The sequence below is a fragment of the Winogradskyella sp. genome, from assembly GCF_013213835.1.
GTDB lineage: Bacteria > Bacteroidota > Bacteroidia > Flavobacteriales > Flavobacteriaceae > Winogradskyella.
On the sequence record NZ_JABSSU010000002.1, the window covers coordinates 35,270 to 51,233 of the forward strand.

16 protein-coding genes are annotated in these 15,964 nt (G+C 33.9%); 2 read left to right on the plus strand and 14 right to left on the minus strand.

Annotated elements, in window-relative coordinates; genetic code table 11:
- Window positions 1-126: 126 nt before the first annotated feature.
- From HRU50_RS02470 to HRU50_RS02500, 7 genes are all read right to left on the minus strand, one after another.
- Window positions 127-693: a PAS domain-containing protein gene (locus HRU50_RS02470; protein WP_296347796.1), complete on the minus strand. Its 567-nt coding sequence runs from the start codon at window positions 691-693 to the stop codon at window positions 127-129.
- Window positions 694-885: 192 nt separating this feature from the next.
- A complete protein-coding gene (locus tag HRU50_RS02475) occupies window positions 886-1,092 on the minus strand; it encodes a DUF2892 domain-containing protein (protein WP_296347798.1) in 207 nt (68 codons plus the stop codon).
- A gap of 64 nt (window positions 1,093-1,156) precedes the next feature.
- Entirely contained in the window at window positions 1,157-1,783 is a 627-nt protein-coding gene (locus HRU50_RS02480) for a Crp/Fnr family transcriptional regulator (RefSeq protein WP_296347800.1), read from the minus strand.
- Window positions 1,784-1,791: 8 nt separating this feature from the next.
- Complete coding sequence (locus HRU50_RS02485; protein ID WP_296347804.1) at window positions 1,792-2,733, minus strand: nitronate monooxygenase; 942 nt, start codon at window positions 2,731-2,733, stop codon at window positions 1,792-1,794.
- Window positions 2,734-2,807: 74 nt separating this feature from the next.
- Entirely contained in the window at window positions 2,808-3,995 is a 1,188-nt protein-coding gene (mnmA, locus tag HRU50_RS02490) for a tRNA 2-thiouridine(34) synthase MnmA (RefSeq protein WP_296347806.1), read from the minus strand.
- A gap of 100 nt (window positions 3,996-4,095) precedes the next feature.
- Window positions 4,096-4,896 (minus strand): DUF3050 domain-containing protein, encoded by an 801-nt coding sequence (locus HRU50_RS02495; RefSeq protein ID WP_296347808.1) that lies wholly within the window; start codon window positions 4,894-4,896, stop codon window positions 4,096-4,098.
- A 104-nt stretch (window positions 4,897-5,000) separates the two neighbouring features.
- On the minus strand, window positions 5,001-5,711 hold the full coding sequence (locus HRU50_RS02500; protein WP_296347810.1) for a toxin-antitoxin system YwqK family antitoxin: 711 nt from the start codon (window positions 5,709-5,711) through the stop codon (window positions 5,001-5,003).
- Between the two features lie 68 nt (window positions 5,712-5,779).
- Between HRU50_RS02500 and HRU50_RS02505 the strand changes: the two genes are divergently transcribed.
- Window positions 5,780-6,799: a fasciclin domain-containing protein gene (locus tag HRU50_RS02505; RefSeq protein WP_296347813.1), complete on the plus strand. Its 1,020-nt coding sequence runs from the start codon at window positions 5,780-5,782 to the stop codon at window positions 6,797-6,799.
- Window positions 6,800-6,957: 158 nt separating this feature from the next.
- Window positions 6,958-7,371, plus strand: coding sequence for a DUF2141 domain-containing protein (locus tag HRU50_RS02510; protein ID WP_296347815.1), 414 nt, complete (start codon window positions 6,958-6,960; stop codon window positions 7,369-7,371).
- Window positions 7,372-7,501: 130 nt separating this feature from the next.
- Here the strand turns inward: HRU50_RS02510 and yidC are convergent, their stop codons facing one another.
- The 7 genes from yidC to guaA form a co-directional block, all read right to left on the minus strand.
- Window positions 7,502-9,406: a membrane protein insertase YidC gene (yidC, locus tag HRU50_RS02515; protein ID WP_296347817.1), complete on the minus strand. Its 1,905-nt coding sequence runs from the start codon at window positions 9,404-9,406 to the stop codon at window positions 7,502-7,504.
- A 113-nt stretch (window positions 9,407-9,519) separates the two neighbouring features.
- Window positions 9,520-11,136, minus strand: a complete 1,617-nt coding sequence (locus HRU50_RS02520) for a CTP synthase (RefSeq protein WP_296347819.1) — start codon at window positions 11,134-11,136, stop codon at window positions 9,520-9,522.
- A 136-nt stretch (window positions 11,137-11,272) separates the two neighbouring features.
- On the minus strand, window positions 11,273-11,500 hold the full coding sequence (locus tag HRU50_RS02525) for a DUF3820 family protein (RefSeq protein ID WP_296347821.1): 228 nt from the start codon (window positions 11,498-11,500) through the stop codon (window positions 11,273-11,275).
- A 1-nt stretch (window position 11,501) separates the two neighbouring features.
- Window positions 11,502-12,047, minus strand: a complete 546-nt coding sequence (locus HRU50_RS02530; RefSeq protein WP_296347823.1) for a DUF922 domain-containing protein — start codon at window positions 12,045-12,047, stop codon at window positions 11,502-11,504.
- A gap of 1 nt (window position 12,048) precedes the next feature.
- The gene (locus HRU50_RS02535; RefSeq protein ID WP_296347825.1) at window positions 12,049-12,450 is read right to left on the minus strand and encodes an OsmC family protein; all 402 of its coding nucleotides are present in this window, start codon (window positions 12,448-12,450) and stop codon (window positions 12,049-12,051) included.
- Between the two features lie 4 nt (window positions 12,451-12,454).
- Window positions 12,455-14,353 (minus strand): LysM peptidoglycan-binding domain-containing protein, encoded by a 1,899-nt coding sequence (locus HRU50_RS02540; protein WP_296347827.1) that lies wholly within the window; start codon window positions 14,351-14,353, stop codon window positions 12,455-12,457.
- A gap of 60 nt (window positions 14,354-14,413) precedes the next feature.
- Window positions 14,414-15,949, minus strand: a complete 1,536-nt coding sequence (guaA, locus tag HRU50_RS02545) for a glutamine-hydrolyzing GMP synthase (RefSeq protein ID WP_296347829.1) — start codon at window positions 15,947-15,949, stop codon at window positions 14,414-14,416.
- Between the last annotated feature and the right edge of the window lie 15 nt (window positions 15,950-15,964).

The following is a 15,964-nucleotide window of genomic DNA, read 5'->3' on the forward strand; positions in this document are numbered from 1 at the left end:
GTGGTCATTTAAAAAGCGAAGTTCGTGTTTTTAAATCAAGTAATCAAAAGACTTACTCTTGTATTTAAATAAAAAACGGTCTGAGTAAACACTCAAACCGCTTTGGTATATTTTGATAAGATAACATTACTTTATCTCCTTCTCTAGGGCTAAATAATGTGTGGTATTTTCTCCAAATAATGGAAACACTTTAATTTCACATTTATAAGTCGTATTATCCTTTCTGTGATTTATAATAACATCTTCAAAAGGTACGTCTTGTGCTATTTTATTCTTGATACGTTTTTTAGTTTCTATAGACGTTTGTTCACCTTGTAAAAATCTCGGTGTTTTGCTTAATGCATATGATTTTGAATAACCCGTCATAGAAGTAAAACCATCATTTACCCAAATGATTTTTTGATTCTTATCTGTAATAATTAGTGCTTCGTAATCATTTTCAGAGAATACTAAATCTAAGTTATTTTGCCATTTAAAATGCTCTGCGTAAGATAAGATTTGTCCAAACTCATTGCGCTTTATGGCGTTCGTTAAACGCTCATTGTATGAATTCATATATAAGTCCCAACTTAATAAAGACATGTGCCTGGCACTCGGAACTGTTATATTTTGTATTGCCGTTTTATAATCTTTTTTGTCTGCATTAGACAGATAAAGATCTAAGGCATACATATCTGCCATGTTATACTTCATAATTTGCCTATTTCTACCTGAACGTCAAAACTATGAAACTATTATGAATATTAGGAATTCAAAGCAAACATTAACATCTTTTATAACGAAATAGACGTTATCTATTGGCCTAAAGTTTCCTATTCATCAAAAAAAGTGGTTTAGAATATCCCTAAAACCACTTCTGCCATTAATTAGTATGAATTGTCTAATTTACTCCTTTAGCTTACATGTTCTAATGCCAAATGGCGCATATAAAGGACAAAAACTAATGAAACTTGTTAGCAATAACACTGCTGCTACCACTAAAAGTACGGTACCTAAAACTCCAGAAATTATGTTCGTAAAAAATAATGTCGCTACAACTGCAGCAATTAGTATTCTCACAACACGATCTATTGCACCTAAATTTTTCTTCATGGGACTACATTTAATTGTTTGAGACAAACTTAATGTTTGAATTTGAGGCACACAGTGACTCAAGTCACAAGGTAGTAGTGATTTTTATGTAGCCTGAATTTTGTTCAATTAATCCATCGTTTTCAAGCTTTTTAATAATGCGTGATACGACCTCTCTAGCAGTTCCTAATTCGTTGGCAATTTGTCCATGACTTAATTTTAGTGAAGTACTATTAGATAGTTCAAACTTTTTTTTGAGGTGGTTATAAATTCGCTTATCCATTTTATCAACGAGTAAATGACTTATGGTATCTAACAACTCAGAATACCTGAGATTGTATTGATCGAAAAATAAGGAATTAAACTCAGGATAATCCCTTAACCAAGAAGACAAATAACGCGCGGGTATCAGCATTACTTTAGTATCCTCTTCGGTATGTGCAAAAACTCGACTTGGCTTGTTATTTAGCGCCGCATGAAAGGATTCCACACAACTTTGTGCGGGTTCAATATAATATAACAACAGCTCTTTCTCCTTAAATCTTGAGTGCACTTTTACTAAACCTTCAATTACAATAGGTAACACCTTGACATATTGGTCTTCTCTAAGAATCTCAGTTCCTTGTGGAATATATTGAATTGTAGAGGCATCCATAATTTCCTTTACAAGTTCAGGTTTTAAAAATGATAATAGATTTTGTGCTATATCCATTGTTGGTTTTAAAAAGATGTTATCGTAGATTTTGCTTCTTCAAATTCATGAATCATCTCTTTCACGATTTCTGCCACTGGTTTAATGTCGTGAATGAGCCCCGATATTTGACCAATCTCTAACTCACCATCCTCTAAGTCACCTTCAAACATACCGCGTTTTGCACGTGCTCTTCCTAGTAGTTCTTTAAGCTGTTCTGGTGTAGGACCTGTTTTATATAATGCTTCAACTTCGTTATAGAATTTATTTTTAATCAGTCTTACAGGTGCTAACTCCTTTAATGTTAATTGTGTATCACCTTCTTTAGCATCAACAACCACTTGCTTAAAATCTTGATGAGCAGAGGATTCATTACTGGCTACGAAACGACTACCAACTTGTACTGCATCAGCACCTAAAACCATACATGCTAACATGGCCTTACCTGTTGCTATACCACCAGCAGCAATTAAAGGAATCTCCAACTGCTCTTTGACCATAGGAATTAAGGTTAATGTTGTGGTTTCGTCTCTACCGTTATGGCCACCAGCTTCAAAACCTTCTGCAACTACAGCATCGACTCCAGCTGCTTGTGCCTTTAAAGCAAACTTTACACTGCTTACGACATGCACCACTGTGATACCTCTATCTTGTAACCATTTGGTCCAAGTCTTTGGATTTCCGGCGGACGTAAATACAATTTTCACGCCTTCGTCTACAATGATATCCATAATTTCTTCAATGTTTGGATACAACATTGGTACATTGACACCGAACGGCTTGTCGGTTGCAGCTTTACACTTCTGAATATGTTCGCGCAGCACTTCTGGATACATTGAACCTGCACCAATGAGTCCTAAAATACCAGAATTACTAGCTGCTGAAGCCAATCGCCAACCGCTATTCCATATCATACCTGCTTGGATAATTGGATGTTCTATTCCGAAAAGTGAAGTGATTCTATTTTGCATTGACTTATTTATTTAGTACAGTAAAGTTATGCAAAAAGATGCTTAATCAAGTTCAGTATGACACTAATTTTAATTTATGAAATTACACCAGAACCAATGAGTTCCTCATCTGTATACCAAGCTACAAACTGACCTTCAGTTATGGCTGATTGTTTGTTTGCGAATTCTACATAAAGTCCTGAAGTAACTTTATGAAGTGTCGCTTTTTCTAATGGTTGACGGTAACGAATTCTCGCCATCACTTCCATGGTTTCTCCATCAGCTATTGCTAAATCTTCTCTAACCCAATGCAATTCTTCGTTAGACACAAAAAGCACATTGCGCAATAAACCTGGATGATGTTTACCTTGACCTGTATAAATGATATTTTCTTCCACATCAGTTTCAATAACAAACAACGGCTCTTTTGTACCTCCAACAGCCAATCCCTTACGCTGACCTTTAGTAAAATAATGCGCACCTTGATGTTGCCCTACAATTTTACCATCAGCTAAAGCATACTTAGGTTTTTGAGCTAAGAATTCTAATTCGTTTTCTTTTGAAGTAAATACTGGTTGTTCTTTTGTATAAACATCTAAAGCAGCATCAACCTCAACAATAACACCTTCTTTTGGCTTTAATTGTTGTTGTAAAAATTCCGGTAACCTTACTTTGCCTATAAAACACAACCCTTGAGAATCTTTTTTCTCAGCGGTTATTAAATCTTGCGCTTTAGCAATGTCTCTAACCTCGGGCTTTGTTAATTCTCCAATTGGAAATAATGCTTTAGACAATTGCTCTTGAGACAATTGGCATAAAAAATAAGACTGATCCTTGTTATTATCAACGCCTGCTAATAAGCGATGAACTTCTTTTCCGTTTTTGGTAATGCTATCTTTTCTGCAATAATGACCCGTAGCAACATAATCAGCGCCAAGGTCCATAGCAATATCCATAAACACATCGAACTTTATCTCGCGATTACACAACACATCAGGATTTGGCGTACGTCCTTTTTCATATTCATTGAACATGTAATCCACAATACGGTCTTTGTATTGCGCACTTAAATCAACGGTTTGAAATGGTATACCTAGCTTGTCTGCTACCAACATAGCATCATTACTATCTTCTAACCAAGGACATTCGTCTGAAATGGTCACAGAGTCATCATGCCAGTTTTTCATAAACAAGCCAATAACCTCATAACCTTGCTCTTTTAAAAGATAGGCTGCAACACTAGAATCTACTCCACCAGAAAGTCCAACGATTACTCTTTTCATGATTTTTTTAGTCTCTAAAACTCCGGCAAAATTACAAAATAAAAGAGGTAATTATACCGCAAAATTTATAGTCTTAGACTATTCTACCTATAGTTAAATCTTATATCTTGGATATTATTGTTTGAGTAGTAGAAACATTTTTTAATATTAATTCATTAATAGCGTCCCAAAGCTCTATTCTTTTATCAAGCGCTTCCTGAGCAACAATTAAAGTTTCATGCCATTTTTGATCGTCATCACCACAAAGCTCAGTTATCATTTTAAGTGCTAAAGGACCATGATCATCACCATCTAATTCGATATGACGTTCCAAATAGTACTTCAATTTATTATAAGTTGTGTTGTCAGAATCTTTACGTTCTAATATTTTAATAAACATATCGGGAATAAGATCTTCTCTACCGAAAGTAAAGGCTGAAGCGACCAAATGTGCTTTGTCTGTATCTATAAGAGAAAACGAAAAATTCACAAAATCTGCGACGCGATTGTCAACTTCAATTTTGTGAAATGCTTCCGCAACAGATTTACCAGATCTAATGAATTCTATAAACTGATTAATTTGATTTGTATTTGCTTTAGTTTGAATCATAGCATCCAAATACATCTCAAAATGACTTTTGGGTTCACCCAATTCATTTACATCACTTTCTTCACCATGTACAATCTCATTAATAAATCTTGAAAGCATCGGATCTTTTGAAGGAACCCATGGCATTTTAACAGTCGTAAGTTTCAACTGAAGAAACTTTAACAATGACATAAAATCCCACACAGCAAATACATGATTTTCCATGAAAATTTTGATGTCATCAATACTTTTAAGATTGGTATATAATGGGTGATTATTGAGTTTTTGTCGTGAAGGTTCTAATTGAGATTCTAGATACGCTAATTTATCCATTACGAAAATTGAGGGTTGGAATTAATTTCAGCGAAATTACAACTTGGAATGGTAAACTGTAATAATTAATTCCTAACAAAAAATTATAACATTATAGATAAAAATTATTCATACTTTTTTATCACTATATTATTTGTGTGATCTATTTCTTTTTTAATCTTTCCGTTTTTGTAATATTTCCAAATACCCTCTTTTCTATTATCTACATAATTACCCTGAGATGTCACATATCCTTCAGAATCATAGTAAATACTTTCACCATTTAACATATCATTTTTATACATGGACTTCTTTAAAATCTTATCCTTTTCAGTATACCAAATAGACATGCCATCTAATTTACCATTAACATAGCTCGTTTCTTCAGCAACAATTCCATTCTTATAAAATACTTTTCTTTTACCATGTAGTTGGCCATTATCATTGTAATGCTCTTCAATCATAATGTCAGTTGAATTTTTATGATAAAAGATCCATTTGCCAATATATTTTCGACCATTCATTTGACCTTCACTAATTACTTTTTTTGTAGAGGTGTAAAATGTAACATGGGAAATACTGTCTTTATCATTAAACACTTTAATCGCACTTAAAACACTTTTCCCGTTATGTAATGTGTAATAGTTAAAAGTATCAATCTCCTTTCCATGATAAAAAGTTCCCTCGTAGCGTTTTTGGTCTGTACCATGATAGTCCTTCGTCCATAAGCCATGGCGTTTGCCGTTTTTATCATACTGATTAACCGACTTTTGTGCAAAGCCAACTGTTAAAGTTATTGTAAAAATAAATACTAAGTATAAATTGTGTTTAATCATTTTAATACTTTTATTAAACAAACTAACGCGAAGTTTGTGCAATGATGAACAATTAAAAACTCAAAAAAATGAAAATTATTTCAAAAACTTTCAAATTACTTACAGTATTTCTATTGGTTTTAGGTGTTACTGGATGTAGTGACGACGACGACAACAACGGACCTGGGGTTCAAGCAACGACTGTAGTAGATATTGCTGCTGCAAATGGATTAACTTCTCTGGCAGCTGCTTTACAAGCTACAGACTTAGTAACAACACTTCAAGGAGCTGGACCTTTTACAGTATTCGCTCCTACGAACGATGCTTTTGACACTCTATTAAACGATACAGGTTTAGATTTAAACAACTTAACTGATGCACAAGAAGATTTAGTAAGAAATATTTTATTAAACCATGTAATAATCGGCCCAGAAATTATGTCAAGTGATCTAGTGAATGCTGGTGACGGATATGCGAAGACTGCGGCAGTAGGACCTAATGGTGAAAATTTAAGTTTATACTTTAATACGTCGAATGGCGCTGTAATCAACGGACAGTCAAACATCGATTTAAATAATGTTGATATTACAGCTACTAATGGTGTTGTGCATATTGTAGACACTGTAATAGCATTACCAACAATAGGAACATTTGCAACATCAAACCCAGCGCTTTCTACTTTAGTAGCAGCCTTATCATACGCTGATGATTCAGGTGCAGGAACAGTACCATATATCAATACAGTTTTAGATGACACGGCAGGACCTTTCACAGTATTTGCGCCAGTAAACGCAGCTTTTACTGACCCAACAAATGGAGTATTAGCTGAATTAGGGTTATCAGGCTTCGGTGAAGGTGAAGGACAACTTAATGGTGCTACAACAGATGCAGTATTATTATTACACTTAGTTAGTGCAAACGTTCAATCTGATCAATTAGCTTCTGGTACAGTAACTACTTTAGGTGGTGATATCACCGCAGATGCAACAAACTTTACACTTACAGATTCAAACGATAGAGTAAGTAACATTGTAACATCACTAGTTGACATACAGGGAATGAATGGTGTTGTTCACGTTATAGACAAGGTAATCTTACCAGGTCTATAAACTTAATTAGGAAAATAGAGGCTGATTACCTCATTTTTATATTGATTGATTTAGTTAGTAAGACAGCCAGACTCAGTGAGTCTGGCTTCTTCTTTTCTAATAATGATTGTTCTATTGAATTTGACTTAATTTTGTTATAACATTTAATTTCTACACCAATGAAACATATTATTGTTGCTATATTTTCCATTTTGATACTTCAATCTGATAACGTTACCAAGACTAACTTGACGGTTAAAATAGAAGGATTTGAAAAGGAGGAATCTTCTGAAGTGGTTGTGGCTATTTTTAAGGAAAAAAACTTTTTAGAAACACCAATATCATTTCAATACGTTAAGATTAATAATGATAAAGTTATAGCTAATTTTGAACTGGAACCAGGTGAATATGCTGTTTCAACCTTTCAAGATCTTAATGGCAACAGAAAATTAGATAAAAAGTTTTATGGACCACCAAAAGAACCTTACGGGTTTAGCAATAATGTGCGTCCTTTTGGTAAACCAAGCTTTAAGAAATGTAAGTTTAATTTAACATCTGATTCTAAAACCATAACTATTGCACTTATAAACTAGTTATTATCACTTTATAATTTAGCCATATGAAATAGAACATATGAGACTAAAATTTCTGTTTATAACATAAATGAATAAAAAAGCCTTGAACATTTTTCTGTTCAAGGCTTCTTTATTTGAGTTACTTACTCTATTTCTTTCTTTTTTGTTGCGCATTTTTTTGCTTTTCAGCTTCTTCCATCATTTCTGCCATCTTCTTCTGGAAACGATTTTGCTTCTTAGGCTTACTCTTACTCACTTCAATCTTAGCAAGAACTTTCTGCTCGTCAATAATGTAGTTCTTAATTACTAACATTATTCCAATACTAATTAAGTTGGAAATGAAATAATATAAACTTAATCCCGAAGCGTAGTTATTAAAGAAGATTAACATTAATAATGGTGAGAAGTAAATCATGTACTTCATCATCTTACCCATATCTGGCATTCCTTCTTGTGGTGGTGCTTGCATAGCTGTTTGTTGACCAGTAGTCATTTTCATGTAAAAGAAAATAGCTATAGCCGCTAATATTGGAAATAACGCTACGTGATCGCCATAAAATGGAATATTAAATGGTAAGTCTGCAATAGAATCATATGAACTTAAATCGTCCACCCATAAGAAACTCTTCTGTCTCAGATCAAAAGCTGTTGGGAAGAACATAAACAAGGCGTAAAATACAGGTATTTGCATTAAACCTGGTAAACATCCACTTAATGGGCTTGCACCAGCTTTACTCTGCAAAGCCATAGTTTCTTGTTGTGCTTTTAATTTGTTGTCTTTATACTTCGTTCTAATAGCATCTAATTCCGGCTTTAAAATTTTCATTTTTGCCTGAGACAAGAATTGTTTGTACTGTACAAAAGACAACATCAACTTTACTAATATTGTCATTACAATAATAGCGATACCATATGGCAGCATACTACTTAGCCAACCAAATAATGGGATAAATAAGGCTTTGTTAATCCAACCAAAAATTCCCCAACCAAATGGTATACTCTCTTGCAGATTTTTATCGTAAGCCTTTAAAACTTTAGCATCCGTCGGTCCATAATACAAACCAAGACTTTTATTGATTTCACCACCATTATAGGCCAACGGCATTTTAGACGTATACATTTTAGTAAATAATGAATCTACTTCTTCATCTTCCACTAAATTCTTAGAAGTTAACTCTGCTTTTTTGAATGGTGCATCTTTTGTTACTAAAATTGAACTAAAGAAATGCTGTCTATATGATAACCATTCTACATCTTCAACAGTCTCTTCGTCATCACCCATTTGAGATAATTTCTCTACTCTATCACCTTCATGCATATAGGTTAAACGTGTGTAACGATTTTCATAAGAAATACTTTTTGCATGACGCATCCCTTTTTGTTTCCAATCTAAATGAATAGGCTGAGAGGTATTAAAAACGTTGCTTAACCCTTGAGATTTGATTGAAAAATCAATCATATAGTCATCTGGTTTCAACTCATATCTGTATTCTAAAAATTCACTTTCAGAAAACTTTAATTTCATTGATACTATAGTATTGTCACCGCTCTTTGTTACACTTGGTTGAAAAGGATGATCTTGCGTATTGTGAGTACGATTATCTGAAGTACCAAATGTAATATTGAAATTACTATTTAAATCCTTTACCATATAAATAGGTAGAGAATCATAATCTACAAACTTCTTCAGCCTAACTTCTGCTAATTGACCACCTTTTCTTTGAAATTTCAATTCAAAAACATCGGTTTCAACAGTAGTCATTTCTTCGCCTGGTAAGGTAGATGCATAAGATATTGCACCCATTTTAGTTTGCAGCGCTGCTACCTGTGCTGAATCTAAAACTTGACTTGATGAATAATCTTCTGCAGTGGTAACTACAGCTTCATTTTGTTTAGAGTTCTTTTTCTCAGCTTCTACCTGTTCTTGTTCGGCTTTCTTTTGTGCTTCAATCTCCTCTGGTGAAGGCTGATTTTGATACATCATATATACTAGGATTCCGAAGATTAATACGAATCCTATAATTGAATTGATGTCTAATTTCTTTTCTTCCATATGTCTTATTGTCTTTCGACTACGCTGAAAATCATCTTCAACGCATTAGTTGATTACTCTTTACGATTAACCAAAAAGTTATCCAATTACTTAAATTGTGCCAACATGACACATTATTTCTTCTTTTGATGCTTTAAAGAAGCTGCTACAAATGATACAAAAAGCGGATGCGGATTTGCTACAGTACTCTTATATTCTGGATGATACTGTACACCAACAAACCAATTATGCGATGGTATTTCTACAATTTCCACAAGTCCTGTATCTGGGTTTAAACCTGTAGCTTTCATGCCTGCAGATTCAATTTGCGTTTTATAATCATTATTAAACTCAAAACGATGTCTATGACGTTCTTTAATTTGAGTTGCACCATATACTTGATGTGCGATACTGTTTTCAACAATATCACAATCCCAAGCACCTAGACGCATTGTTCCGCCTTTATTAACAACATCTTTTTGCGATTCCATTAAGTTAATCACAGGATTTGAAGTTGCTTCATCCATTTCAGTAGAATTAGCATCTTGAAGCCCTAAAACATTTCTTGAGTATTCAATAACAGCCATTTGCATTCCTAAACAAATACCTAAAAATGGAATATTATTTTCTCGTACAAATCTTACAGCATCAATTTTACCTTCTATACCACGTTCACCAAAACCAGGCGCTACAAGTACACCATCTAAGTGTCCTAATTTAAATTCTATATTATCTTCATTTAAAAATTCAGAATGAATAGGTTCAACCTTCACCTTTACTTCGTTCTCAGCTCCTGCATGAATAAATGCCTCTAATATTGATTTATAGGAATCTTGAAGTTCTACGTACTTACCAATTAAACCAATAGTTACCGTATTTTTTGGATTCTTATGACGCGTTAAGAATTCGTTCCAGCGCTCTAAATTTGGTTGAGAACTATCGAGCTTTAACTTTTCTAACACTACTTTATCCAAGCCTTCTTCTAACATTAGGTTTGGTACGTCATATATAGTAGAAGCATCAATTGATTGAATCACCGCTTCCTTTTTAACGTTACAGAAACGCGCTAATTTTTCTTTTAATCCTTCACTCAGCTCATGCTCTGTTCTACAAACCAAGATATCGGCATGTACACCACTTTCCATTAAGGTCTTAACACTATGCTGTGTAGGCTTTGTTTTTAATTCTCCTGCTGCAGATAAATAAGGTACTAAGGTTAAATGAATAACCAAAGCATTATTTTCACCAAGATCCCATTGTAATTGACGTACTGCTTCAACGTATGGTAACGACTCTATATCACCAACAGTACCACCAATTTCTGTTATTACAATATCATAATCACCTGAATTACCTAAAATTTGAATTCTGTGTTTTATTTCATCAGTGATATGTGGAATAACCTGTACTGTTTTACCTAAAAACTCACCACGCCTTTCTTTGTCAATAACACTTTGGTAAATTCTACCTGTAGTAACGTTATTAGCCTGTGATGTTGGTACATTTAAAAAACGCTCGTAATGACCTAAATCCAAATCGGTCTCAGCACCATCATCAGTAACATAACATTCACCATGTTCGTATGGGTTTAATGTTCCTGGATCAATATTTATGTATGGATCTAGTTTTTGGATGGTTGTTCTGTAACCTTGAGCTTGAAGTAATTTGGCTAAAGATGCCGCGATAATACCTTTTCCAAGAGATGAAGATACTCCGCCAGTTACAAAAATATACTTAGGATTTGTAGTCATATTGCGTGATTAAAACGCAGGCAAATTTACAAAATAAAACGAGTAATTTAAGAATTGTTTAAGGTTTGTTAATATGTTATCACGTGGTCAACAGTAAATGTAGTAACACATTTTAAATCAATTATTTGAGTACTTTTTACTTCTTAAAATCCTTCTTAATGGTATAAATCATTTCTTCGAGTCCATTGATTTTAATATCGTGCATCTGTGTCATCATACGACCAAGCTTACCTTCAGGGAATCCTTTTTGTTTAAACCATGTATAATAATATTCAGGTATATCAACTAGATATTCACCTTTATATTTTCCGAAAGGCATTTTATAATGGGCTAACTCAATAAGTGCTTCTTTACTTCCTTCCAACTTATTGAGATTTGTAGCTGTCAAGTTTTTTTAATTCTTCCGCGATATACATATTCCAGCGTTGTTGTTCCGATTTAACAATGGAATGTTCACTTTCTTCATCGTAGCGTTTTTGTGTGTCTCTCAATTCTTGGTTGATAGCATTATGAAGATCATTTAATTGTTGTCTAATATTTGGATTGACTTTTAATTGCTGAATCTGTTTTCTAAACTTTCTTGTATAAAGCTCTGTAATATCAAAGTGTAATTGTTCATGCTTTAAGATGTAATCATTTGACTTTGATTTAATATGCCATGATTTATTCGGATAAAAATGAGATTCTACAGTTGTTGAAAAATCGACAATCTTTCCATTTGATGTTTTAACAGAATAACCGAATGTAATACCCGAAGCCGTTAACGCAACAGCGTTTGTATTTAGAATGGGGTCACCTTTAAAGTCAGCCCAAGTTAAGGTTCTTGATTCGTTCCATTCGATAACTTCTTCATCCTGTTGATTACCAAAAATCAGAAAAATTACAGTTAGGAAAACATATTTTAATTGCATGTTATTGCCAGTTAAAAACGATATCTTTTTCGATATCTGGATGTAAACTGTAATGCACAGGACAAGTATTTGCGGTACGTTCTAAAATCTGTTTGGTTTTATCATCAGCAGAAAATGGTAGATGAACAACAACCTCTATTTTAGAAATTCTTCTTGGGTTACTCGACATTGTTTTAGTAACCTCAGCTGTAGTTCCGGACATATCTACATCCATATCTCTTGCTTTAATTCCCATAACCGTAAGCATACAACTTGCCAGTCCTGTAGCAACAGTATCTGTAGGTGAGAACGCTTCACCTTTGCCATTATTGTCTGTTGGCGCATCTGTGATAAAAGAATTTCCAGATTTTAAATGTGTACTATCGGTACGTAAACCTCCCAAATATTTAACTTTTGATGTCATAGTATTAGTTTACTTTTACGATTCTTAAATCATGATACTTTACAATATAAACCGCCTCATTTTTATAACCTCCAAATAAGGATTTATTATACCTAAACTTATTCTCAACATACTCTGTTTCGATAATGTCATTAGACGATTCATATAAGTCTTCATTTGATGCCAAACGCAATAATAGGTCTAAAGTAATATCAAATCCTCGAGCAACATATTTACTAGGTAAAATTCCAAATTGTTTCTTATAAGCCGCTACAAAACCTTTCTGCTCAGTCTCATTAAAATCCTTATTTACAGATGCATAATGAAACTTTAATTTAGATAAGTTATTATTGGAAATATCCTTTCCTTTAAATGCTTTGCCCTTATCTAATGTCGTTAAAATAATTTCGGTATTGTCATCAACTTCACCGTTAAGCATACTTATAACACTTGATGCGAATGCATTACTTTTAGCCTCTAAAAAGACATAAGTCTTTCCCTCTGGAATCATATCCGTCAAATCCGTTGGGTAGAAAAATGGTAAGCCTGTTTTCTTACTTTTTCTAGCGTATTTTACAGTGGCTCTAGGAAATTCAGCAACTAATTTATCTACATTAGATTTACTAGCAGCATCTGCAAAAATCATTACTCTTGCTTTTAAGGTATCCTTTTTTACAAAATCTATGATGGCCTTTCGTAACAATTCATCCTCAGGAATGGTCTGAAACACATTACTATATAATTCCTTTGGTTTCTTTAATGCCGCCACTACTGGGATTCTATCACTTTTAAGTTCTGAAGCAACTCTATCAAATGATGTTTCATTTATTGGACCTATCACAGCGTCATAGCCAGAAAAGTCATGAGTTCTAAGTAAATCTCCTGTTGCTGCAGTACTATATTTTGTATCCAAAACCTTTAACTCAGTAGAAATACCAAGCTTTTTAGCAGAATCTAATGCCATGGTCACACCAACATGGAAATCTAAAACCAAAGAAAGTAGTTTATTGTTTCTTATTTCACTTTTAGTAACGTCAACAGAATCAGTATCAATCTTATGTAATTGATACGGCAACATTAAGGCTAACTTCTTGGTTTCAAAATTGTTTAAACTTGATATTAATCGAGTCGTCTCCGTATTAACGTTAATACTACTTGTTTCTGCCCCAACTGGTAACTTTAATACCATACCTGCTACTAAACCTGTTTCTTTTAGCTCAGGGTTTAGTACTTCGAGTTCTTCTTGTGTTAAACCAGTTTTAATTTTTAGTCTGTAGAAACCTTCTTTTGGTAAGACTTCATAATAGTCATAATTAGTCTCTACAGGTTTTTCCTCTTCATCTTCAATATTTGGCACATTCAATACATCACCAGGTTGAAGCACCTCATTCATAGATGGGTTTAAAGCTTCAAGATCTGCCACTTTAATGCCAAACTTATAAGCTACACGCCATTTACCTTCTTTCGCTTGAACAGTGTATTTTTTTAATGTATTCTTTAATGTCTGTCTAGAAATGAAGGTTTTATATTGAGGTATTTTAATCTTTTGTCCTTTTTGAAGATTTTCAGAATACAAAAAACGATTCGCTTTCTTAATTTCTTCTTCAGACACACCATATTTTTTAGAAAGTCCGTAAAGTGTTTCTTTTCGTTTTACTTTATGCTTCTTATAACCAATTAGCTCTCTAGAATCTTCTTCAATTGGTTGATTCTTCACCCTTGAATTGGGAATAATTAAAACTGTATTAGGTGCAAGTGTTGTTTTCGCATCAGGATTTAAGGCATAAATATCAAATGGAGTAACCAAATACTGCTTCGCAATACTTTCAATAGTTTCGCCAGACTTTACCTTATGCTCTTTATACTTTTGAGCATTAACAACAAATGTGAAAAGAATTAAAAAGATGGTTATAAAATTTCTCATGTACTTTATGTTAGTTGACCATAATTAAGAAACAAAATTTGGCCATAAGTCACCACAATTTTATTCCCACTCTATTGTCGCTGGCGGTTTTGAGCTGATATCATATACTACTCTATTAACGCCTTTTACTTTATTTATTATTTCATTAGAAGTTTTCTGCAAAAACTCATACGGTAAATTTACCCAATCTGCAGTCATTCCGTCTGTACTCTCAACAGCTCTTAATGCCACACATTTCTCATACGTACGCTCATCACCCATTACACCTACACTATTTACAGGCAATAACATTGCACCTGCCTGCCAAACCTTGTCGTATAAATTCCAAGATCTTAAATTATTGATGAAAATTGCATCAACTTCTTGTAATATACGAACTTTCTCAGGAGTTAGATCTCCAAGAATTCTAATTGCCAATCCTGGACCTGGAAATGGATGACGACCTAACAGGTGCGCATCCATATTCATAGATGCACCAACACGTCTTACCTCATCTTTAAACAATGCTTTTAAAGGTTCTACAACTTTAAGTTTCATAAAGTCTGGCAATCCACCAACATTATGGTGACTCTTTATTGTAGCACTTGGTCCTCCAGTTGCTGAAACACTTTCTATCACATCTGGATAGATAGTGCCTTGCGCCAACCATTTTACATCTTTGATAAGATGTGCTTCATCGTCAAAAACTTCAATGAACACACGACCAATTATTTTTCGTTTTTCTTCAGGGTCGCTCTTACCAGCTAAGGCATCCAAAAAGCGTGCCGAAGCGTCAACACCTTTTACGTTTAAGCCCATGCCTTCGTATTGATGTAGTACATCTTCAAACTCATTCTTACGAAGTAATCCGTTATTAACGAAGATACAATAGAGGTTTTCACCAATAGCCTTGTGCAATAACATAGCAGCCACAGATGAATCTACACCACCAGATAAACCTAATACAACTTTATCATCTCCTAATTGATTCTTGAGATCTTCAACGGTCTCCTCAACAAATGCGTTAGGTGTCCAATCTTGATTTACACCTGCAATTTTCACTAAGAAGTTTTGTAACAATTGGTGACCATCTGTTGAATGGTATACTTCAGGATGAAATTGAATGGCATAAGTATTTTCACCTTCAATTTTATAAGCCGCATTTTCTACATCTTCAGTGCTGGCTAATAATACTGCATTATCTGGTAATTGTTTAATGGTATCACTATGACTCATCCAAACTTGACTACCTTCATGAATGTTTTCAAAGAAATCTTCGTCTGACTTAATGAACTCTAAATGTGCTCTACCATATTCTCTAGTACTTGATTCAGCGACTTCACCACCTGAGAAGTGTGCCAAATACTGTGCACCATAACACACAGCCAACATCGGCTTCTCACCTCTTATATTTGATAAGTCTGGATGTAATACATCTTCACCTCTTACTGAATTTGGACTACCAGATAAAATAACAGCCTGAAAACTATCTGAATCGTTAGGAATTTTATTAAATGGATGAATTTCGCAATAGATGTTTAACTCTCTTACACGTCTAGCAATGAGCTGCGTGTACTGCGAACCGAAATCTAAAATAAGTACTTTGTTGTGTTGCATGCGCAAAAGTAATAA

Bases quoted from the DNA above. Each gene is read 5' to 3' on its own strand.
- HRU50_RS02470 (WP_296347796.1), bottom strand. From the start codon at position 693: ATGAAGTATAACATGGCAGATATGTATGCCTTAGATCTTTATCTGTCT.
- HRU50_RS02475 (WP_296347798.1), bottom strand. From the start codon at position 1,092: ATGAAGAAAAATTTAGGTGCAATAGATCGTGTTGTGAGAATACTAATT.
- HRU50_RS02480 (WP_296347800.1), bottom strand. From the start codon at position 1,783: ATGGATATAGCACAAAATCTATTATCATTTTTAAAACCTGAACTTGTA.
- HRU50_RS02485 (WP_296347804.1), bottom strand. From the start codon at position 2,733: ATGCAAAATAGAATCACTTCACTTTTCGGAATAGAACATCCAATTATC.
- mnmA (WP_296347806.1), bottom strand. From the start codon at position 3,995: ATGAAAAGAGTAATCGTTGGACTTTCTGGTGGAGTAGATTCTAGTGTT.
- HRU50_RS02495 (WP_296347808.1), bottom strand. From the start codon at position 4,896: ATGGATAAATTAGCGTATCTAGAATCTCAATTAGAACCTTCACGACAA.
- HRU50_RS02500 (WP_296347810.1), bottom strand. From the start codon at position 5,711: ATGATTAAACACAATTTATACTTAGTATTTATTTTTACAATAACTTTA.
- HRU50_RS02505 (WP_296347813.1), top strand. From the start codon at position 5,780: ATGAAAATTATTTCAAAAACTTTCAAATTACTTACAGTATTTCTATTG.
- HRU50_RS02510 (WP_296347815.1), top strand. From the start codon at position 6,958: ATGAAACATATTATTGTTGCTATATTTTCCATTTTGATACTTCAATCT.
- yidC (WP_296347817.1), bottom strand. From the start codon at position 9,406: ATGGAAGAAAAGAAATTAGACATCAATTCAATTATAGGATTCGTATTA.
- HRU50_RS02520 (WP_296347819.1), bottom strand. From the start codon at position 11,136: ATGACTACAAATCCTAAGTATATTTTTGTAACTGGCGGAGTATCTTCA.
- HRU50_RS02530 (WP_296347823.1), bottom strand. From the start codon at position 12,047: ATGCAATTAAAATATGTTTTCCTAACTGTAATTTTTCTGATTTTTGGT.
- HRU50_RS02535 (WP_296347825.1), bottom strand. From the start codon at position 12,450: ATGACATCAAAAGTTAAATATTTGGGAGGTTTACGTACCGATAGTACA.
- HRU50_RS02540 (WP_296347827.1), bottom strand. From the start codon at position 14,353: ATGAGAAATTTTATAACCATCTTTTTAATTCTTTTCACATTTGTTGTT.
- guaA (WP_296347829.1), bottom strand. From the start codon at position 15,949: ATGCAACACAACAAAGTACTTATTTTAGATTTCGGTTCGCAGTACACG.